The organism is Microbulbifer mixtoriginis (SeqCode) (assembly GCF_052467515.1).
On record NZ_CP174314.1, the window covers coordinates 4,271,806 to 4,292,376 of the forward strand.

Annotated in this window: 15 protein-coding genes; 4 read left to right on the forward strand and 11 right to left on the reverse strand. The window is 57.4% G+C overall.

Annotated features, from left to right (window positions below):
• Positions 1–111 precede the first annotated feature (111 nt).
• The 6 genes from hfq to ACJJIT_RS18370 all read right to left on the reverse strand — a co-directional run bounded on the left by hfq (position 112) and on the right by ACJJIT_RS18370 (position 6,871).
• Entirely contained in the window at positions 112–396 is a 285-nt protein-coding gene (hfq, locus tag ACJJIT_RS18345; protein WP_020413623.1) for an RNA chaperone Hfq, read from the reverse strand.
• A 191-nt stretch (positions 397–587) separates the two neighbouring features.
• Complete coding sequence (miaA, locus tag ACJJIT_RS18350) at positions 588–1,511, reverse strand: tRNA (adenosine(37)-N6)-dimethylallyltransferase MiaA (RefSeq protein ID WP_444900931.1); 924 nt, start codon at positions 1,509–1,511, stop codon at positions 588–590.
• 70 nt (positions 1,512–1,581) lie between these two features.
• Positions 1,582–3,477 (reverse strand): DNA mismatch repair endonuclease MutL, encoded by a 1,896-nt coding sequence (gene mutL, locus ACJJIT_RS18355; RefSeq protein WP_444899266.1) that lies wholly within the window; start codon positions 3,475–3,477, stop codon positions 1,582–1,584.
• A 54-nt stretch (positions 3,478–3,531) separates the two neighbouring features.
• A complete protein-coding gene (locus tag ACJJIT_RS18360; protein WP_252084204.1) occupies positions 3,532–4,842 on the reverse strand; it encodes an N-acetylmuramoyl-L-alanine amidase in 1,311 nt (436 codons plus the stop codon).
• Between the two features lie 56 nt (positions 4,843–4,898).
• On the reverse strand, positions 4,899–5,387 hold the full coding sequence (gene tsaE, locus ACJJIT_RS18365; protein ID WP_444887795.1) for a tRNA (adenosine(37)-N6)-threonylcarbamoyltransferase complex ATPase subunit type 1 TsaE: 489 nt from the start codon (positions 5,385–5,387) through the stop codon (positions 4,899–4,901).
• Positions 5,388–5,389: 2 nt separating this feature from the next.
• Entirely contained in the window at positions 5,390–6,871 is a 1,482-nt protein-coding gene (locus ACJJIT_RS18370) for an NAD(P)H-hydrate dehydratase (protein WP_444899267.1), read from the reverse strand.
• Between the two features lie 134 nt (positions 6,872–7,005).
• Between ACJJIT_RS18370 and queG the strand changes: the two genes are divergently transcribed.
• The gene (gene queG / locus ACJJIT_RS18375; RefSeq protein ID WP_252084201.1) at positions 7,006–8,109 is read left to right on the forward strand and encodes a tRNA epoxyqueuosine(34) reductase QueG; all 1,104 of its coding nucleotides are present in this window, start codon (positions 7,006–7,008) and stop codon (positions 8,107–8,109) included.
• A 62-nt stretch (positions 8,110–8,171) separates the two neighbouring features.
• Here queG and orn read toward each other — a convergent pair whose 3' ends face one another.
• Entirely contained in the window at positions 8,172–8,714 is a 543-nt protein-coding gene (orn, locus tag ACJJIT_RS18380) for an oligoribonuclease (protein WP_444883459.1), read from the reverse strand.
• Between the two features lie 86 nt (positions 8,715–8,800).
• Between orn and rsgA the strand changes: the two genes are divergently transcribed.
• From rsgA to asd, 3 genes are read left to right on the forward strand one after another with little or no spacing between them, the layout of a single operon-like run.
• Positions 8,801–9,841: a small ribosomal subunit biogenesis GTPase RsgA gene (gene rsgA / locus ACJJIT_RS18385; protein WP_444899268.1), complete on the forward strand. Its 1,041-nt coding sequence runs from the start codon at positions 8,801–8,803 to the stop codon at positions 9,839–9,841.
• The gene (locus ACJJIT_RS18390) at positions 9,838–10,632 is read left to right on the forward strand and encodes a sulfurtransferase (protein ID WP_444899269.1); all 795 of its coding nucleotides are present in this window, start codon (positions 9,838–9,840) and stop codon (positions 10,630–10,632) included. Before rsgA ends, ACJJIT_RS18390 begins: the two co-directional genes overlap by 4 nt.
• 26 nt (positions 10,633–10,658) lie before the next feature.
• The gene (gene asd, locus ACJJIT_RS18395; RefSeq protein ID WP_252084197.1) at positions 10,659–11,522 is read left to right on the forward strand and encodes an archaetidylserine decarboxylase; all 864 of its coding nucleotides are present in this window, start codon (positions 10,659–10,661) and stop codon (positions 11,520–11,522) included.
• Between the two features lie 54 nt (positions 11,523–11,576).
• On the opposite strand, the gene ACJJIT_RS18400 is transcribed toward asd, so the two are convergent.
• The 4 genes from ACJJIT_RS18400 to gltB form a co-directional block, all read right to left on the reverse strand.
• Positions 11,577–12,932 carry an HD-GYP domain-containing protein gene (locus tag ACJJIT_RS18400; RefSeq protein ID WP_444899270.1) on the reverse strand — a complete coding sequence of 452 codons (1,356 nt, stop codon included), beginning with the start codon at positions 12,930–12,932 and terminating at the stop codon, positions 11,577–11,579.
• Positions 12,933–13,104: 172 nt separating this feature from the next.
• On the reverse strand, positions 13,105–14,184 hold the full coding sequence (gene hemE, locus ACJJIT_RS18405; protein WP_444887790.1) for a uroporphyrinogen decarboxylase: 1,080 nt from the start codon (positions 14,182–14,184) through the stop codon (positions 13,105–13,107).
• A 159-nt stretch (positions 14,185–14,343) separates the two neighbouring features.
• Complete coding sequence (locus ACJJIT_RS18410; RefSeq protein ID WP_444899271.1) at positions 14,344–15,762, reverse strand: FAD-dependent oxidoreductase; 1,419 nt, start codon at positions 15,760–15,762, stop codon at positions 14,344–14,346.
• Positions 15,763–15,782: 20 nt separating this feature from the next.
• Positions 15,783–20,231, reverse strand: coding sequence for a glutamate synthase large subunit (gene gltB / locus ACJJIT_RS18415; protein WP_444899272.1), 4,449 nt, complete (start codon positions 20,229–20,231; stop codon positions 15,783–15,785).
• Between the last annotated feature and the right edge of the window lie 340 nt (positions 20,232–20,571).

Genomic DNA, 20,571 nt, shown 5'->3' on the forward strand with positions numbered 1-20,571 from the left:
GGCGCCTATCTGACTCCCTAGATTGAAATGGCAGCCGCAAGTCCAACTCCGGATTCACTCGGCTGCTTGCGCCCCGGTAACGGGGCGCGAGTCTCGTTAAGCGCAACTCAATCAGCTGAAAGATTCGCGCTCACCGCCTTCACCATTGCCCTCGCCGCCATGCTGTGCGGCTGGGTTCAACAGGGGAACGCGCACTGCGCGGGACGGTACAACAGTGGAAATAGCGTGCTTGTAAACCATTTGGCTGACGGTATTTTTCAGCAACACCACAAACTGGTCGAAAGATTCAATTTGCCCTTGGAGCTTGATGCCGTTTACCAGATAGATAGAAACCGGGATACGCTCTTTGCGCAATACGTTGAGGTAAGGGTCTTGTAAGCTGTGCCCTTTTGACATCTTTTTTCTCCTTGTCAAAAAGCTGAATGCGGTATGCAGGCCGCAATCGTATCCGCGAAGTGCGCGGATCAAAAAACGACTGAGGTCGAATACGCGTAATAAGTAGTGTAGTTGCGAGCCGGAAAAGGCCGACCCTGTGAAAACTGACTGACTGAGCTTGTCGTTTTATAGCCCAACCACGTTATGGATGCTCAAGCGAGAAATTTCAAGGCTTCGGCCAATATTTCATCATTCTCACGCACCCTGCCCTCGCTGTCCTGAGTGTACAAAATTTCCAACTCGGGCCAGCGCCGCAACCACGTCAGCTGTCGCTTGGCCAACTGGCGGGTGGCCGCAATTCCCGCAGCAACCATCTCATCATAATCGCAGTGCCCTTCCAGATACTGCCACACTTGACGATAGCCCACCGCACGAATCGCCGGTAGATCCTCATGCAGATCGCCACGATCAAATAAACCGCGCACTTCCTGCACAAACCCAGCTTCGAGCATCCGCTTAAAGCGCAGTTCGATACGCCGATGTAACAGCGACCTGTCCCGGGGCATAATCGCCAGCTGAGTCAAGTGGTAGCGTTCCTGTACCCCGCCACCAGATTGTTCTCGACGCAACTGGGAAAGAGGCACACCGGTAATCCGATAAACCTCCAGTCCCCGCTCGATGCGCACTGAGTGATTGGGGTGCAGTTCCGCGGCTAATTGCGGGTCGACTTGTGCGAGTTCCGCATGCAATGCCGGCCAGCCTTCACGTTCGGCACGCACTTCAATCTCAGCGCGCAACTTCAGGTCGGCCTCTGGCAACTTTGCCATTCCTTCCAGGAGAGCACGGAAATACAACATAGTTCCGCCAACCAGTAAAGGGATCTTACCGGCTGCGCTGATTTCGTCCATAGCTTCGAGAGCATCTTTGCGAAATCGGCCGGCAGAAAAAGACTCGCTGGGATCACAGATATCGATCAAGCGATGGGGATAGCGGGCTAGCTCCTCCGCGCTGGGCTTGGCCGAGCCCACGTCGAGACCCCGATAAACGAGAGCCGAATCCACACTAATTAATTCCACCGGCAGGCGATCGGCCAAAGCCATGGCCAAATCCGTCTTGCCCGATGCCGTGGGACCCATCAAAAAAATTGCGCGGGGTTTATCGTCCAGAGTGCGCTCGCTCAAATCACCACCTACTTCCAAAACGCGATTATTGACCGCGCATAAACCACTTATCCATATCCGCCAGTTTAACCTGGGTCCAGGTCGGACGGCCGTGATTGCACTGGCCGCTGCGCTCAGTGCGTTCCATATCCCGCAGCAGCGCGTTCATTTCCGGAATCGTCAAGCGGCGGTTGGCACGTACAGACCCGTGACAGGCCATGGTGGCGAGCACTTCGTTGATTTGCTCGCCTATACGCTCGCTGTCACCCTGCCCAAGTAAATCTGACAATACATCGCGCACCAGCTGCTCCACCTGAGCACCGTGCAACATGGTCGGCACCTGCCGTACCAGTAGAGTTTCCGGGCCTGCGCGCTGTAGCACGAATCCGAGAGCCGTAAATACTTCGCTGCGCTCCTCGAAGCAATCCGCCTCGCGCTGGCTGACCGCCAGGCTCACTGGTACCAGCAATGGCTGTGCCTGAATACCGCCCGCAGCATGGGCCACTTTCATCTGTTCATAGACAATACGCTCGTGGGCGGCATGCATGTCCACCACGATCATGCCCTGCTCGTTCTGCGCGAGGATATATATGCCATGCAGCTGAGCGATGGCAAAACCCAACGGCGGAACATCTTCTCCATTAGCACTCTCGTTAATCGTGGGTGCCTGCGCAGCCATTGGTGCAACAGGAGCGCCAGCCGGAAGCGCATCTGGAGAAGGTACCGCAGGCTCAGCAACAGCCGCCGGCTCCCGATAGGGTTGATGCAAGGCACCGTAGGCATTCATTTGCTGCTGTAAGCTCGCCGGTGAGGGGCGATTGGAGAGCGGCATTTTTTGTTGGCCGGAAAACTCTCCTGCCTGAATACCACTGACTCTTTCAGCAGCACCATTTTCTTGCCCATCAGCCTCTTCAGCTTGCTCATCTTTCTGCCCTGGGCGCACATCCGCCAGAGCCCGATGCAAACTGCCAAACAAAAAGTCGTGTACCAAGCGACCATCGCGGAAACGCACCTCGTGCTTGGTTGGGTGTACATTTACATCTACCGATGCCGGGTCCAGCTCCAGATAGAGCACAAACGCCGGATGGCGGCCGTGATAGAGCACATCCGCAAAGGCACGGCGCACCGCATGACTCACCACCTTATCGCGGATAGCACGCCCATTGACGTAAAAGAATTGCAGATCGGCCTGGGAGCGGGAGAAAGCCGGCTCGGCCACCCAACCCCATAGGCGCAAACCACTGCGCTCCACATCGATATGCAGGGCGTTCTGCATAAAAGCCGGACCGCATACCTGCGCCACACGGCGCTCCATCTCCACGCGGCCGCTGCCTGCACGCAGGTTATGCACGCCCTTGCCGTTGTGGCGCAGAGTGATAGACACATCGAAGCGGGACAGAGCAAGGCGCTTGATGGTGTCGTCGATACGGTTAAATTCAGTCTTCTCGGTGCGCAGAAACTTACGCCTCGCCGGCGTATTGAAAAATAGATCACGCACATCCACGGTGGTGCCGCGGGGGTGGGCCGCTGGGGCCAGCTGCGCCTGCATATCACGGCCCTCGGCACTCACTTGCCAGCCCTTGCCGCTCTCATCGCGGCTACTGATCAGATTCAATCGCGCGACAGAGGAAATACTGGCCAGGGCCTCACCACGGAAACCCAGGGTGGCCACCGCTTCCAGATCTTCCAGCACATGGATTTTCGATGTGGCATGACGCGCCAACGCCATGGGCAAGTCCTCTTTCTCGATACCCTTGCCGTTATCCCGCACTTTCATGCGCTTGATACCGCCATTATCGATATCCACTTCCAGCCGCGTGGCGCCAGCATCCAAACTGTTTTCCAGCAGCTCCTTGATTACAGAGGCGGGGCGTTCGACCACCTCACCGGCAGCGATCTGGTTGGCGAGACGCGGAGATAATTGCTGGATACGTTCGTGCATAACTCTGTCTTGTTAACGCTAATTTGAAGGGCCGATAAGGCGGTAACTTTGCGGCTAACCCGAGGGGATACTCAGAGTCTGCCCCACGCGGATCACTGAGCTTTTAATACCGTTGGCTTTCTTCAGGGAGGCCACGGAAATCCGGTAACGCGCGGCAATTCCGGACAGTGTCTCGCCGCGGCTAATCACGTGGCGGCGCGACTTGGCAGGCTTGTTGGCTGCCAGCCAGGTACCCGCCGGAGGGTTAGCGCGAAAGTAAGCCACTATACCCTCACTGAGCTTTTCTGCCATACGCTGCTGAAACTTGGGATCACTCAATCGCCGTGACTCGTAGGGATTAGTGATAAAGCCCGTTTCCACCAAAATTGAGGGTACATCCGGGTTGCGCAACTCCGAAAAATTCGCCTGCTCCACTTTCTTTTTGTGCAAGTGTGTAAAGCTGGCCAGTGAATTCAGTACACTGGCGCCAATATCCAGGCTGGCATTCATGGTGGCGGTCATCGACAAATCCAGTAATACCCCAGCCAGGGTGTCATCCTTGTCATCCAGGCTCAAGTCACCGGCACCGCCTATCAGATCGGATTCATTTTCCCGCTGGGCCAGGAAACGTGCAGTCTCACTGGTAGCGCCACGCGAGGAAACGGCATAGACACCGGCACCACGGGCCTCCTTGCGGGTAAAGGCATCGGCGTGAATCGAAATGTACAGATCCGCGCGCATTTTGCGCCCCTTCTTCACCCTCTGGCGCAGGGGAATAAAGTAATCACCGGTTCTGACCAATTTCGCGCTGAAACCCCGCTCGCGATCGAGTTCTTTGTGTAGTTTTCGCGCAATAGCCAGCACCACATCCTTCTCGCGCAGACCTCTGGGACCCAGTGCACCCGGGTCCTCACCGCCGTGACCAGCATTCACGGCAATAACGATGTCGCGTTCAGTGCTTACCTGCTGCAGGGTCTTCTCTTGATTTTCCACTTTGTCGTAAAGATCAAGCACCAGGCGATCCGGCAGTACTTCATGACGGCGCAAGGAAAAACTGCGGGGATTGATCTGCTGCTTCAGATCGAGGACAACGCGCAGGTCTTTCTTGTTGTGGCGGGCGTGGCGTACTTGGGCGATGGGAGTACCCTTCAGATCCAGAGTATCTAACTGCGCCTTTAACTGAGTATCGGCAATATCCACCACAACACGGTGCGGCCCGCTCAAGGTGAACAACTTGTGCTCCGCCGGGCCGCTCAAGTCGAAGACCAGGCGCGTGTGGTCCGGCGCCCGCCACAGGCGCACGCCCTCCACTTCAGCCGCCATCAGCGGCAGTGCAATTACCAGCCCAGTTACCAGGGCCACCAGCGAGCGCCACATCCTACTCATTACTTCCCAACCCTTTCACTTATTGTTTTTACACATCCCTGAATCCAGGCCAATTGCTATTTATTTAGCATCTTTGCCAGAGTATCGAGTACCGCTTCTCCCTGTTTGGAATGGGTATTCAACAGCAGCTGGCGGCCGCTGTCCGGTACTTGCAGAGTCAACTCCAAGTCCGGTTCAGGTAAAACGCCAGCGCCACGTTCCGGCCATTCCACCAGGCTCAGGCTATGCGTGGCGAAGTAGTCCCGCACCCCCATAAACTCCAACTCTTCGGCATCTCCCAGGCGATATAGGTCGAAGTGATATACCCGCTGGGGTCCAAGTTCGTAGGGCTCAACCAGGGTGTAAGTGGGGCTCTTCACCGCACCCTGATGCCCAAAGGCTCTAAGCACGCCGCGACAAAAGGTGGTCTTGCCGGCACCCAATTGGCCATTCAGGTACAGAGTGAGCCCCTGCTGGAGACCACTGGCCAGGCAGGCGCGGCCCAGCGCTTCGCCGCCTGCCACCGTTGCCTCTTCGTCCGCTAAATGCAATTTCAGTTCACTCACTATCAGTCCACCAACCGTCGAATCCAGGGCAATAAATCTGTGGCCAGTAAGCCGCGCTGACCACCCTCCGCGGCGCGGTTACCCGCTTCGCCATGCAGCCAAACTGCCAGGCGCGCCGCATCTACCAAAGGCAGGTGCTGACCGATCAAGGCCGCCACTATTCCGGTGAGCAGGTCCCCCATGCCTCCCGAGGCCATACCCGGATTACCGCTGTTGATCAGATCGACACCGCCTTCGTGGGCAATCAGGGTGCCGGCGCCTTTTAGTATCACCACACCACTGAATTTCTGCTGAACTGCCACCGCCGCCGCGCGGGGATCTGCCAGTACCTCGGCGGTATCGCAGCCGAGCAGGCGCGCCGCCTCGCCGACATGGGGCGTTAGCACCCAATCATCGCGTTTTACACCTGCGAGTACCCGCCCGGCGGCGAGGATATTCAGTGCATCCGCATCCACCACCAACGGCACCTGAGCGCGGCCGGCGCGGGCCAGCAGCTGTTCGCTCCAGGGAGAGCGGCCAAGACCCGGGCCCACTGCGATGACATCGGGCCCCTCTAAAAGTGGCTCCAGTTCCTGGCCAGAAATAACCGGATGGGCCATGACCTCTGGGCAGCGGGTCAAAGCGGCAGTTAAGTGTTCCGGGCGGGTTGCCAGGGAGATCAGACCGGCACCACTGCGTGCAGAGGACTGCGCCGCCATCAGCGCTGCGCCACCGAAACCGCTGTCGCCACCAACCACCAGAATATGGCCAAACATATTTTTGTAGCTGTCCGCAGCACGCGTGGGCAGGCGCCTCAGGCTGGAGCCCTCAAACCGTTGCGCCAGGGGCTCTACTGCTTGATAAACCGGTGCGGGGGCGCCGAGATCGGCAAAGATCACCTCGCCACAAAGCGCCGGGCCACGCCCACAGTAGAGGCCCAGCTTGCGACCGATAAAGGTCACGGTCATATCGGCCTGAACGGCCAGATCAGCGCTGCCACTATCGGCACTCAGGCCCGAAGGAATATCCACAGAAAAAACCGGACCGGGACTCTTGCGAATTCGCTCAATGACATGAGCAACATCCTGACGCAACTCACCGCTAAACCCTGTCCCCAGCAGTGCATCCACGATCAGGGTGTTACCATCGGCACTGTCCAGCTCGGTCAGGGAGGTCAGCACCTGAACGCCTTCGCGAACGGCGTAGGCATGGGCCTCGCGGGCATCGCCCTTCAAGAGTTCGGGGTCGCTACAGGCAAACACCGTCACCGGTATCTTCTTCTGCGCGGCCAGAGCCGCAATCACATAGCCATCACCGCCGTTGTTGCCACCGCCACAAAATACCTGGATGCGGCCGATATCCGTCCAGCGGGCGCGCAAATGGGTGAAAGCTGCGCGGGCCGCGCGCTTCATCAGCTGTATCGAAGGAATTTCCAGCGCGGCGATTGTTTGTCGGTCGAGTTCCCGTACCGATTCGGCACTGTACAAAGGTTGTGGCGTATCCATGCGGCTCCCGCAATGTGGTGAAGATGTCATCTGTGGCAAAATGGGCAATTGTATCGCTGGCACTTGCACTGACAGCAAAGTATACCGCCCCGGCCAGTCATTGTGCTTGCATGGGATATCGAGCCGCTTTATCTATGACCGAATCACTGCTCGCCGAATTAGCCGACCTTATCAAACTCTGGGGACGGGAGCTGGGCTTCCAGCAAGTTGGTATCACCGACTGCCAGCTGGAGGAGGACGGTGAGCGCCTGCGCGCTTGGATCGATAAGGGCTACCACGCGGATATGGAGTGGATGGGCGCCCACGGGGAAAAGCGCTGGCGCCCGGCACTACTGGAAGAGGGAACCGTGCGCGCCATCAGTGTGCGCCTGGACTACCTGCCACCGGATACCCAGCCGATCAAAGTGCTCAAGGATTCCAGTAAGGCCTATGTCTCCCGTTACGCCAATGGTCGCGACTACCACAAGCTGATTCGCAAGCGCCTGGCCAGCCTGGCCAAGAAGATCGATGCCTTCTGTGCCGAACAGGGTATCGATTCCAAGGGTCGCGCCTTTACCGACAGCGCACCGGTAATGGAACGCGCTCTGGCGCGCAAGGCCGGCCTCGGCTGGGTCGGCAAGAACTGCCTGCTGATCAATTCCAAAGCTGGCTCTTTTTTCTTCCTCGGCGAGATCTATACCAATCTGCCCTTGCCTGTCGATGAGGGAGATTTTGCCGACGAGTGCGGCGATTGCGTGGCCTGCCTTAAAGTCTGCCCAACCGATGCCTTTATCGGCCCGCGCACCTTAGATGCCGGGCGCTGTATCTCTTACCTAACCATCGAAAACAAGGGGCCGATTCCGGAGGAATTCCGCGAGCCAATCGGCAACCGGGTTTTCGGCTGCGACGATTGCCAGACAATCTGCCCCTGGAACAAGTTCGCCAAACCCACCGCAGAGCAGGATTTCCACCCGCGCCACGGCCTCGACAACGGCGAGCTGCTGGCGCTGTTCAACTGGAGCGAGGAGGAGTTTTTGCGCAAGACCGAGGGCTCGCCAATCCGCCGTATCGGCTATGAGCGCTGGCAGCGCAACCTGGCGGTAGCGCTCGGCAATGGCGCGGCCAGCGAGGAGGTATTCGAAAGCCTGGAACAATCGCGGCAAACGGCCACGCCTCTGGTGCTGGAGCATATCGATTGGGCCCTGGCGCGGCTACGCAGTGGACGCAAACGCAAACGCAAGATCAAACGCGTAACCTGAGCCCCTTATCGAGACGCAGAAAAGAGGCTCTAATCGGCCGAGTGCTCCGCTAAGTCGGAAGCTTAACTGAGGCGAAAGAAGGTCTCGCGGTAGTGACGCAACTCTTCGATGGAATCGCGAATGTCGTCTAGAGCCAAATGGCTGCTGTGTTTTTTCACCCCATCCAACACATCCGGACGCCAGCGCCTGGCCAGCTCTTTCACCGAACTCACATCCAGATTGCGGTAGTGGAAGTAAGATTCCAGCTGCGGCATATATTTGACCAAGAAGCGACGGTCCTGACCGATAGAGTTACCACACATGGGCGAGGCACCCTCCGGCACCCAGTGGCGCAGGAACTCCAGGGTCTCTCGCTCCGCTTCCCGCTCGGATATATTCGACTCCTTTACCTTTGCCACCAAACCAGAACCGCCGTGTTGCTCGGTATTCCAGTCATCCATGGCATCCAGCAGGGCTTTGCTCTGGTGAATCACCATCGCCGGGCCTTCGGCGAGCACATTCAGCCGCGAATCGGTCACAATGGTGGCGATTTCGATAATGCGCTCTTTTTCCGGATCGAGGCCGGTCATCTCCAGATCTATCCAGATCAGGTTGTTCTGATCCACAGCGGGTCTCCTCAAACTTTCCGCGCAAGTTACCGCAACTACCCGGCAATGGCTATAATCCGCCGCTAATCTCCAGGTGCCAGTGCATGAGTAAACGCAAATTAAACCGCCGCCAACAGTGGCGCGTCGCCAAGATCCAGCAGGAGCGCGAGGCCCGCGCGCGCAAGCGCGAAGAGTCCGCAGAACAAGCTCTGGACGACGGTCAACTGGGCCAGGAACAGACCGGTCTTGTCATCGCCAACTATGGCACCCAAATTTTGGTGGAAAGTGAGAGCGATGCTTCCCTGCGCCAGCGCTGCCACATGCGTGCCAATATCGATACCCTGGTAACCGGCGATCGCGTCGCCTGGCGTCCCGCCACTAGTGATAGTGATGGCGGCTATGGAGTTGTGGGTGCGCGGTTGCCGCGCAACACAGAGCTGCAGCGCCCTGATCGCTACGGCGACCTGAAAACCGTAGCAGCCAATATCAATCGCATTGTGATTGTTATAGCCCCCTACCCGGAGCCCTTCGCTAATGCCATCGACCGCTACCTGGTCGCCGCAGAGACCACCGGTATAGCGCCAATCCTGCTGCTGAACAAGATCGACCTGATCGACGATGGCAACCGCCAGGCACTGGATACCCTACTGGCCCCCTACCCCGACCTCGGCTACCCAGTACTGCGCCTTTCCACTAAAACCGGCGAGGGCCTGCCACACCTACTCGAGACCCTGGCCAAGGGCAGCAGCGTCTTTGTCGGGCAGTCCGGCGTGGGTAAATCTTCACTGGTCAACGCCCTGCTACCGAGTGCCGGCGCCCGTACCGGCGCCCTGTCCGAGGCAACCCTGAAGGGCACCCACACCACCACCGCAGCGGAACTGTTTCACCTGCCCAGCGGAGGCGATCTGATAGACTCTCCCGGCATCCGCGAGTTTGGCCTCTGGCATATGGAGGAGGCCGCGCTACTGGAAGGGTTTGTGGAATTCCGCCCCTTTATCGGCCACTGCCGCTTTCGCGACTGCAACCATCAGGGCGAACCCGGCTGTGCCATTCACGAAGCACTGGCCAACGGCGACATCAGTGAGCGCCGTATGAACAGCTTTTTACACCTGCGCAACAGCCTGGAATCGGAGAATAAATTTTGAACCTGATTATTGAGGCGGAAGAGCTCGCCGCCGAGCTGGAGCATGAAGAGCTATTGGTTGTCGACCTCAGCTCCCTGCAAAATTACTTGAACGGACACATCCCCGGCGCCCTGCACCTACCATTTCAGGCACTGATGGCGGGTACTGCCCCTGCGCCGGGTAAACTCCCCAGCGCCGAGCAGCTGACCCGAGTTTTTCGCGCTATTGGCCTGCGCCCGGAAACCCATGTAGTGGCCTGTGATGATGAAGGCGGCGGCTGGGCTGGACGCCTCCTGTGGACCCTGGAGAGTATTGGCCACCGCAATTACAGCTACTTAAACGGTGGTATGCACGCTTGGCGCGGTGCCGGGTTACCACTGACCACTGAAGAACCACAGGCTACCCCAAGCGATATCGAAGTCTCGATCGATACCGATGCTGCCATGAGTGCCCGAGAAATCCAGGAGCATCTTGGCAACCCCGACTTCCTCGTTTGGGATGCCCGTTCCCCCCAGGAGTACAGTGGAGAAAGGGTCTTGGCTACCAAGGGCGGTCATATTCCCGGCGCAATCAACTGCGAGTGGACCCAGCTGATGGACCCTCAGCGCGACCTGCGTATCCGCACCGATGCGCGCGAGCTACTCGCCAAGCTCGGCATCAATGAAAAACATAAAATCGTCACCCACTGCCAAAGTCATCACCGCTCTGGTTTTACCTGGTTGGTGGGTAAGTCCCTGGGTTTTGATATTCGCGCCTACCCAGGCTCCTGGAGTGAGTGGGGCAACCTGCCCAATACGCCCGTCGAACAGTAAGTATTACCGGAAAATGTTGTACCCGTATGAATCCAAAACTCTTTACCACCCTGCAATACCTGACTCCGCAACACGCTCTTTCCCGCGCTGCGGGCTGGCTGGCGAACACCGAAATCAAGTCGATCAAAGACCCTTTCACCCGCTGGTTTGTCGAAAAGTACGGTGTCGATATGCAGGAGGCCAAAGAGACCGATTGCACCGCCTATCGTACCTTCAACGACTTTTTTACCCGTGAACTCAAAGAGGGCGCACGGCCGATTGTCAGTAGCGAGGGTAGCCTGGCCTGTCCCGCAGATGGTGCCATCAGTCAGCTCGGTGCTATCCACAATGGCCGTGTGTTCCAGGCCAAGGGGCACGACTACAGCTTGCTGGAATTGGTGGGTGGTGATCCGGAATTGGCGGCCCAGTTTGACGATGGCCACTTCGCCACCGTGTACCTGTCACCCAAGGATTACCACCGGGTACATATGCCTATCGACGGCACCCTGCGCAGCATGACTTATGTGCCGGGCCAGCTGTTCTCGGTCAACACCGTAACCGCCGAAAACGTACCGCGTCTGTTCGCCCGCAACGAGCGCCTGGTGTGTGTATTCGATACTGAAGCCGGACCCATGGCCATGATTTTGGTTGGTGCCATGATCGTTGCCGGAATCGAGACTGTTTGGGCGGGCCAGGTGGCGCCCCATACTCGCGATGTGCGCACCACCAACTATCTTGAGAATGCACCAATTCACCTGCGAAAAGGCGAGGAGATGGGTCGGTTTAAATTGGGCTCCACAGTCGTCATGTTGTTTGGGGCGGATCAAGTGCGCTGGCTGGACAGCCTTGAGGCGGAAACCCCTGTGCGTATGGGTGAGTATTTCGGCAGCATGATAGCTGACGCCGGCTGATTCTTCGGGAGAGCGGTAAGTTACGCCGCTCTCAAGGCTTCCCCCGGGAATAAACTATCTCGCCAGGCGCGAGAAAAAGCGGGACAGCTGCCCACCACTATTGAAAAGGTAATCATCCCGCACCGCCGAGGTATTCACCTCCGGATAAGCCCCCGGCTCTATATCCCGCACTATGCTGATCTTTTCCTCCGGGCGCATCTTGCCACGCTCAATCAGCTTTTCTGCACGATCCTCGGCAGCCGCCAGGTCAAACAGGCGCGGTTTACTCAGCTGGCGCTTGTGTGCATCCAGAACAATCATCACCTTGGGGCGCAAACGCCGGTCATAGGTCTGCTCCACCACTACACCCACTTCGCCACTGGAGAGCTCTACCTGGGTACCGGTGGGGTAGAGTCCTATCGCCTGAATAAATTCGACGACCAGCTGTTCCTGGTAGGCAATGCCACGCAGGTCATAGAGTTCGGCCACGGCCTTTGAAGGCGCTATGGGCTGGCTGGCGCCGCGGGGGTTCGTCGCTTCATCATAAAAAGTAACGATGCCGCACATGCGCGCCAATACGGGAATCTTGTCACCGCGCAAGCCAACTGGATAACCACCGCCGTCGTGGCGCTCGCGATGACCGCGCACAATATCAATCACCTGAGGGTCGACCTGGGCATCTGCCGATAGCATCTGCACGCTGTGTTGCACAAATTTACGATACTCCAGCTCGCTGCGCGGGTCGCGCTTGGGCATCTGCAGCACTTCTGCGGGAATCGATAACTTGCCCACATCCTTTAACAGGGTGGCCACCCCAAGCTGCAACAACTCATGTCGCGCCAAGCCGATATGCCGGCCAAACAGCACCGCCCAAATACTGGCGCGTACCGAGTGACTGTAAGTATGTTCATCCCTGTCTCGCACTCGCGCCAACCAGGCGAAAGCATCCGGGCTGCGCAGCACACTCTCAACCAGATCCTCTACCACCCGGTTCATCTGTGGCACCGGCAGTGGTCGATTGCTCGCTACCAACCCCATAACTTCACCCATGCCGCGCAATATCTGGCCGTGCAACTTGCGCGCATTGCCTGCCTCGCGCTGGGCGGGCTGAGGGGGGGGGTAAGTCTTGTGAGAGACCGCAACTGGGCGGCAGGGAATGGTGACGCGCACGGCGGCTCGGCCATGCCCTTTAGCACTTGCACCACTAGCGCCGATCAAACGGCGCAAGGTAACACCGGCACTGCCTACGGTTTTGTGCACATCGACATAAACAAAGCGGCAGTACTTCTGTAGTTGGCGAATCTCCTCCAAATCGCGGATATAAAAGCCCTGCAGGGCGAATGGAGTCTGTGTCCAGGGTTTGTCTAGCCTGGACACAAACATGCCGCGCTGGAGATCACCGACGGAAATTTTTGCCTGTTCGAGTGCCACTTGGGGAGGTACCGACCACTGTAGTAAATGCTTGGAGACCGCCCTCAGCAAGGGCCCCGTTTCTAAATCCGGGCCCCCTCGGGCAAGCGCACATTTATATCACGGACAGATATTGGCGAGCACCTATACAAAGTGAGACTGTATTCACAGACTCAGACACTAGTTGCCACAGTTAGACGTGATATTTTGCGGAAAGCTCTACCACTGCCTCGATCATGGCGCCGGCATGGGCCGGATCTACTTTCGGAGTAATACCGTGGCCAAGGTTGAAAACATGGCCACTACCCTGGCCGTAGGACTGCAGCACAGCTTCCACTTCTTGGCGGATGCGTTCAGGATTGGCGTAGAGTACGGAAGGATCCAGATTACCCTGCAGGGCAACGCGATCCCCAACACGGGCACGGGCACTGCCGATATCAGTGGTCCAATCGAGCCCGAGAGCATCAGCACCGGTATCCGCCATCGCTTCCAACCACTGACCACCCCCTTTGGTGAACAGGATAGCGGGCACCCGGCGGCCATCGGCTTCTTTGATCAGACCGCTGAGAATACGCTGCATATATTGCAGGGAGAACTCGCGGTAGGCGCTGTGACTCAAGGCGCCGCCCCAGGTATCAAAAATTTGTACCGCCTGGGCACCGGCGCGAATCTGTGCATTCAGGTAGTCGGTCACCGAATCGGCGAGTACGGTCAGCAGCTGGTGCATCAGCTCGGGGCGGTTGTAGAGCATTTCCTTGCTGCGAGCAAAGTCCTTGCTGGAGCCGCCCTCAATCATGTAAGTGGCCAGTGTCCAGGGGCTGCCGGAAAAACCGATCAACGGCACACGACCATTTAGCTCGCGGCGAATGGTGGACACAGCGTTCATCACATAGTCCAGATCCCGTTCGCTGTTCACCACTTCCAATGCCTCAATATCAGCGGCAGTGCGCAGCGGCTTATGGAATTTGGGGCCCTCGCCCTCGGCAAAATAGAGCCCAAGGCCCATAGCATCTGGGATGGTGAGGATATCGGAGAATAAAATCGCCGCATCGAGTGGGTAGCGTTCCAACGGCTGCAGAGTGACCTCGCACGCCAATTCGGTATTACGGCATAGATCCATAAAACTACCAGCCTCGGCGCGGCTGGCGCGGTACTCGGGTAGGTAGCGACCCGCCTGGCGCATCATCCACACTGGTGTTCGATCCACGGGCTGGCGCAACAGGGCGCGGAGAAAGCGGTCGTTTTTCAATTCGGACGGTTTGGTATCAGACATAGGTACACCGAGCGGGCTAAAAAAACGGCCATTGTACAGGGGGCGGGGCCACTAGATACAGCTTGGCAACAATATCATCCAGGCAGGTTGAGGGCTGGTGCCGCTCTACAAAGATATAAAAATGGGAGGCTTAAAGCCTCCCATCCGCAACCGGGAAAATCAGATATCCAGATAATCGAGAATACCCTCTCCGGCCTGGCGCCCTTCCCAAATAGCTGTTACCACCAGGTCGGAACCGCGTACCATATCGCCACCGGCAAAGACCTTCTCGTTGGAGGTCTGAAACTTGTATTTCTGTTCTTCCGGGGCAACGACACCACCCCAGTCCGCTACTTCAATGCTGTGCTCTGCAAACCATTCCGCCGGGCTTGGGCGGAAACCGAAGGCGACCAGCACGATATCTGCCGGGATGACTTCTTCGGAACCGGGCACTACCTGCGGACGGCGACGCCCGTTTTCATCGGGCTCACCCAGCTCGGTAGTGACCACTTTCACTCCAGAGACCTTGCCATCGCCGACAATTTCCACCGGCTGGCGGTTGAACAGGAACTGCACCCCTTCCTCTTTGGCGTTGCCCACTTCACGGCGGGAACCCGGCATATTTTCCTCATCGCGACGATAGGCACAGGTCACGCTCTTTGCCCCCAGTCGAATAGAGCTGCGGTTACAGTCCATGGCGGTATCACCACCACCCAGCACCACTACACGCTTGCCTTCCACCGAGACAAATTCTGCGGGGTCCTTCTCCCAACCCATATTGCGATTGACGTTGGCCACCAGGAACGGCAAGGCGTCGTGCACCCCGGGCAGGTCCTCACCGGGGAAGCCGCCCTTCATGTAGTTGTAGGTGCCCATCCCCAGGAAGACGGCATCATAGTCATTGAGCAACTGCTCGAAGCTGATGTCCTTGCCCACCTCGGTATTGAGGCAGAACTCCACCCCCATCTCAACAAACACCTCGCGGCGCTTTTCCATCACCGATTTTTCCAGCTTGAATTCCGGGATGCCGAAGGTGATCAGGCCGCCGATCTCCGGGTGCTTGTCGAAGACTACCGGCTGCACTCCGTTGCGTATCAGGATATCAGCGCAGCCCAGTCCGGCTGGGCCCGCGCCTACAATCGCGACTTTTTTACCGGTCTTTTCCACATGGCTGAGATCCGGACGCCAACCCAGGGCAAAGGCGGTATCAGTGATGTACTTTTCAGCATTGCCGATGGTCACAGCGCCGAAACCGTCGTTGAGGGTACAGGCGCCCTCGCACAGGCGGTCCTGGGGACAAACGCGCCCGCAAACTTCCGGCAGGGTGTTGGTCTCGTGGCAGAGTTCCGCCGCCTCGATCACATTCCCCTCGCTGATCAATTTCAGCCAGTTGGGAATATAGTTGTGCACCGGGCACTTCCACTCACAGTAGGGGTTGCCGCAGTCCAGGCAGCGGTGTGCTTGGCTCGCCACCTGGTTTTCACTGGATGGCTGGTAAATCTCCACAAATTCACTGGTACGCGCGATGATATCTTTCTTCGGCGGATCTATACGGGCCACGTCGATAAACTGGAAATCGTTGTTCAGTCTGTCTTTCATACTGTCTCTCCACCCCAGCCTTATTCGCCGCGCTTGCGCACGTCAGAAAGAAGATCCGCAAGGCTGGCTGCCTTGGGTTTCACCAGCCAGAATCGGCTCAGGTAATCGTCGAAGTTATCCAGCAGCTCTTCACCCCAGGCGCTGCCGGTCTCCGCGACATAGGTTTCAATCACCTCGCGCAGGTGACTCTGGTGCGGCTCGAGAATTTCACTACTGATACGGCGCAGCTCGATCAACTCATGATTGCAGCGGTCGAAGAAATCGCGCTCCAGATCCAGCACATAGGCAAAACCACCGGTCATACCGGCGCCAAAGTTGTAGCCGGTGCGCCCTAGCACCGCGACCATTCCACCGGTCATGTATTCACAGCAATGATCGCCGGCCCCTTCCACTACGGCGAAGGCGCCGGAATTGCGCACAGCAAAGCGCTCGCCGGCGCGGCCAGCGGCAAATAACTTACCGCCAGTAGCACCGTACAGGCAGGTATTACCGACGATGCTGGTGTCTTGGGAAGCAAACTCACTACCCTCAGGCGGTCGAATTACCAGCTTACCGCCGGCCATGCCCTTACCGACATAATCGTTGGCATCCCCTTCGAGATACATCTCCAGCCCTCCGGCGTTCCATACGCCGAAAGACTGCCCGGCAACTCCATTGAGGTTGAGTTTTATTGGCGCCTCCACCATGCCCTGGTTGCCGTGGCGCTTGGCGATCTCGCCAGAAAGACGTGCCCCCAGAGAGCGATCGCAGTTGGTCACCTCAAAGCTGAATTCACCACCAGTCAGGTTCTCAATGGCGGGTAGAATTTCTTCCACCATGCGCTCGGCCAACTCGCCCTTATCCCAGGGCTCATTTGTGGCCTGCTGGCAGGTTTGCGGTTTGCTATCGAGTAGTGCATCGGTATGCAAAAGCGGCGACAGATCCAGTTTCTTCTGCTTGTCGGTTTCTCCCTCAATGATGCGAAGTAGGTCTACACGGCCGACCAGCTCTTCCATGGTGCGCACACCAATGCTCGCCATCCATTCGCGGGTTTCCTCGGCAACAAAGCGGAAGAAGTTCATCGCCATTTCTGCGGTGCCGATATAGTGCGCATCGCGCAAGTTCTTGCGCTGGGTCGCGATACCCGTGGCACAGTTATTCAGGTGACAGATACGCAGGTATTTACAGCCAATCGCCACCATTGGCGCAGTACCAAAGCCGAAGCTCTCCGCACCGAGAATCGCCGCCTTGACTACATCCAAGCCAGTTTTAAGGCCCCCATCCGTCTGCACCCGAACTTTGCCGCGCAAGTCATTGGCTCGTAGGGTCTGGTGTGTTTCCGCCAGGCCCAATTCCCAAGGTGAACCAGCATAGCGAATAGAGGTGATCGGGCTCGCTGCAGTACCGCCGTCATAGCCGGAAATGGTAATTAAATCCGCATAAGCCTTAGCCACGCCAGCGGCGATAGTGCCAACTCCTGGACGGGACACCAGCTTTACGGATACCAGTGCATCCGGGTTAACCTGTTTGAGGTCGTAGATCAGCTGGGCCAGATCCTCAATGGAGTAGATATCGTGGTGCGGTGGCGGTGAAATCAGGGTGACACCGGGCACCGAGTAGCGCAGCCGAGCAATCAGGTCATTCACCTTGCCGCCGGGCAACTGACCACCCTCACCGGGCTTAGCGCCCTGAGCCACCTTGATCTGCAGCACTTCGGCATTGACCAGATAGTGCGGCGTCACGCCGAAACGGCCGGAGGCGATCTGTTTGATTTTGGAGACTTTGTCGGTGCCAAAACGGGCCGGATCTTCACCGCCCTCTCCGCTGTTGGAGCGTCCACCCAGGCGGTTCATGGCCTGAGCCAGAGATTCGTGCGCCTCGGGAGACAGAGCTCCCAGGGACATAGCTGCGGAGTCAAAGCGACGCACAATCTGTTCAACCGGCTCCACTTCCTCCAATGGCACAGGCTCGAGGTTTTCCTTGAAAGCCAGCATATCCCGCAAGGTTGCCACCGGGCGCTGGTTGACCAGTTTGGAGTAATCACGCCAAGCGGAGTAATCCCCTGTGCTGGCCGCTCGGCGCAGGGCCGTCACCACATCCGGGTTAAAAGTATGGTATTCGGTGCCATGCACATATTTGTGCAGGCCGCCGGGGGACACCGGCTTACGCGCTTTCCAGGCGATATCCGCACGCGCGGCCATATCTGCCTGCAACTCGGCAAAGCCGGCGCCTTCGATACGAGTGGGTGCACCGGGGAAACACAGGTCCACCACCTCTTTGGAAAGACCGACCAACTCAAACAACAGCGCACCGCGGTAAGAGGCTACCGTGGAGATACCCATTTTTGACAGGATTTTTAACAGGCCCTTGATGATGCCGTTGCGGTAATTCTTCTGCGCTTCTGCCGCATCCAGTAGCAGCTCACCTCTATCGATCAGGTGATTAATAATGCTGTAGGAGAAATAGGGATGTACTGCCGTCGCTCCCACACCCACCAAGCAGGCGAGCTGGTGCGCATCCCGTGCACTGGCGGTATCCACCACCACATTGGAATCACAGCGCAGGCCCGCATGCACCAAATGATGGTGCACGGCACCGGTGGCGAGCAGCGCATCTATGGGCAGATGGCCCTGGCGAATATCGCGGTCGGACAGCACCACAATCACGGTGCCGGCACGAACAGAAGCCTCTACCTTGGCACACAGACGTTCAATTGCACTATGAAGATCCAGATTTGCCGGATCGTAGTTCAGGTCGAAAATCTCCGCGTCGAAGCCGGGGCGATCCAGCGACAGTAACGCGGTGTATTTCATATGGGAGAGCACCGGCGAGGACAGAATCACGCGGTCGGCGTGCTCTGGCGTCTCCTCAAACACGGATTTTTCACGGCCCAAGCAGGTTTCCAGGGACATCACCACCGTTTCCCGCAGCGGGTCTATAGGCGGATTGGTCACTTGGGCAAACTGCTGGCGGAAGTAATCGTAGAGCGAGCGGTTGTAGCGGGACAGCACCGCCATCGGCGTATCGTCGCCCATGGAACCCACCGCTTCCTGGCCGGCTTCCGCCATCGGGCGCACTACCTTATCGCGCTCCTCCAGAGAGGAACTGAACAGTTTCTGGTAGACCTTAAACTGTTGGTGGGAAAAATTATTGTCAACCGGTGCGGTCACTAAGGTAGAGCGAATACGGCGCGCCTTCTCTTTCAGCCAACGTTTATAAGGCTGGGCGCGCTTGAGCATATTGTCGATATCGGCAGTGTGGTACAGCTTGCCTTCCTGGGTATCCACAGAAAGCATCTGCCCGGGCCCGAGACGCCCTTTAGCTACTACATCTTCCGGTGCATAGTTATAAACACCGACTTCCGAAGCCACGGTAATAATATCGTCTTTGGTAATCACCCAGCGGGACGGGCGCAGGCCGTTGCGGTCGAGAGTACATACCGCGTGACGGCCATCGGTCATCACCAAGCCGGCGGGGCCATCCCAGGGCTCCATATGCATGGAGATGTATTCATAGAAAGCGCGCAGGTCTGCATCCATACCCTCAACATTTTGCCAGGCAGGCGGCACTAGCATGCGCACCGCACGGTGTAGCTCCATACCACCCGCCAACAACATCTCCAACATATTATCCAAACTGGAGGAGTCGGAGCCCTCGCGGTTCACCAGCGGTACCAGCGCATTCAGCTCGGGAATCAGCTCGGTAACAAATTTGTTGGTGCGTGCCACCGACCAATTGCGGTTGCCGGTAATGGTATTAATTTCACCATTGTGCGCCAGCAGGCGGAAAGGCTGGGCCAGAGGCCAGCGCGGCATGGTATTGGTAGAGAAGCGCTGGTGGAAAACACAGATAGCGGTTTCCAGGCGCGGATCCGCCAACTCAGGGAAGAATTTCGGCAGATCCGCCGGGATCATCAGTCCTTTGTAGGAGAGCACACTAGTCGATAGGCTGGCGATATAAACATCACCACTCAGCTGCAACTCGGCCTTACGCCGGGCCACATACAGCCGAGCATTAAAACGGGCTTCACCCAGTGGCTCTTCGGCATCATTGATCAGCAGTTGTTCGAAGCGAGGTTGGCAGTCCCTGGCGATGGGGCCAAGACACTCGGGGTTGGTGGGCACGGTGCGCCAACCAACAATCCGCATTCCTTGCGCCTGCAGCTCAGACTCAAAGATTTGACGAGCGCTTTGCGCCTCACTGTCATCCAGAGGCAACATCACCGAACCTACGGCATAGGCCTCAGTGAGTTCCAGACCGAACAACTTTAGCGCTTCCTCGCGCAGGAATTTATCGGGCTTCTGCAGCAGCAAACCGCAGCCATCGCCAGTTTTACCATCGGCGGCAATACCTCCGCGGTGGGTCATACAGGTGAGGGACTCAATGGCCGTCTGCACTAACTTATGGCTCGCCACACCCTGTAAATGAGCGATCAGACCAAAACCACAGTTGTCCTTAAACTCATCCAACTGATACAGACTGCTACCCATAGAATTCCTCGTCACTATCGATTGGGGGACCACAGGCACTGCCGATAGCGGCCTGATATGGGCAAAAATGGCTTAACGCTCGCGCTACGCTCTCCTGCGGTCCCTAAGTAAAAGATCCCGAGATAAAAAAAGCCCTCTAATGGGGCTTTCTTTATTGTTCTTATTGGCGGTTATTTTGCCCCGCCATTATTTCCGGGGGGCGCGCAATATTACTTGCTTACCACTACATTTTCAATAATTCACAGTTTTTTTAACTGCCAAACAAAAATAAGGCAGATTTATTTCCTGTCGACTTGATTTTAAGTGATCGTACTCTCTAATAAGCGCAGTTCGCGAATCC

Bases quoted from the DNA above. Each gene is read 5' to 3' on its own strand.
- rsgA (WP_444899268.1), top strand. From the start codon at position 8,801: ATGAGTAAACGCAAATTAAACCGCCGCCAACAGTGGCGCGTCGCCAAG.
- hfq (WP_020413623.1), bottom strand. From the start codon at position 396: ATGTCAAAAGGGCACAGCTTACAAGACCCTTACCTCAACGTATTGCGC.
- ACJJIT_RS18360 (WP_252084204.1), bottom strand. From the start codon at position 4,842: ATGAGTAGGATGTGGCGCTCGCTGGTGGCCCTGGTAACTGGGCTGGTA.
- ACJJIT_RS18370 (WP_444899267.1), bottom strand. From the start codon at position 6,871: ATGGATACGCCACAACCTTTGTACAGTGCCGAATCGGTACGGGAACTC.
- gltB (WP_444899272.1), bottom strand. From the start codon at position 20,231: ATGGGTAGCAGTCTGTATCAGTTGGATGAGTTTAAGGACAACTGTGGT.
- miaA (WP_444900931.1), bottom strand. From the start codon at position 1,511: ATGGGTCCCACGGCATCGGGCAAGACGGATTTGGCCATGGCTTTGGCC.
- mutL (WP_444899266.1), bottom strand. From the start codon at position 3,477: ATGCACGAACGTATCCAGCAATTATCTCCGCGTCTCGCCAACCAGATC.
- hemE (WP_444887790.1), bottom strand. From the start codon at position 14,184: ATGTCTGATACCAAACCGTCCGAATTGAAAAACGACCGCTTTCTCCGC.
- queG (WP_252084201.1), top strand. From the start codon at position 7,006: ATGACCGAATCACTGCTCGCCGAATTAGCCGACCTTATCAAACTCTGG.
- ACJJIT_RS18410 (WP_444899271.1), bottom strand. From the start codon at position 15,762: ATGAAAGACAGACTGAACAACGATTTCCAGTTTATCGACGTGGCCCGT.
- asd (WP_252084197.1), top strand. From the start codon at position 10,659: ATGAATCCAAAACTCTTTACCACCCTGCAATACCTGACTCCGCAACAC.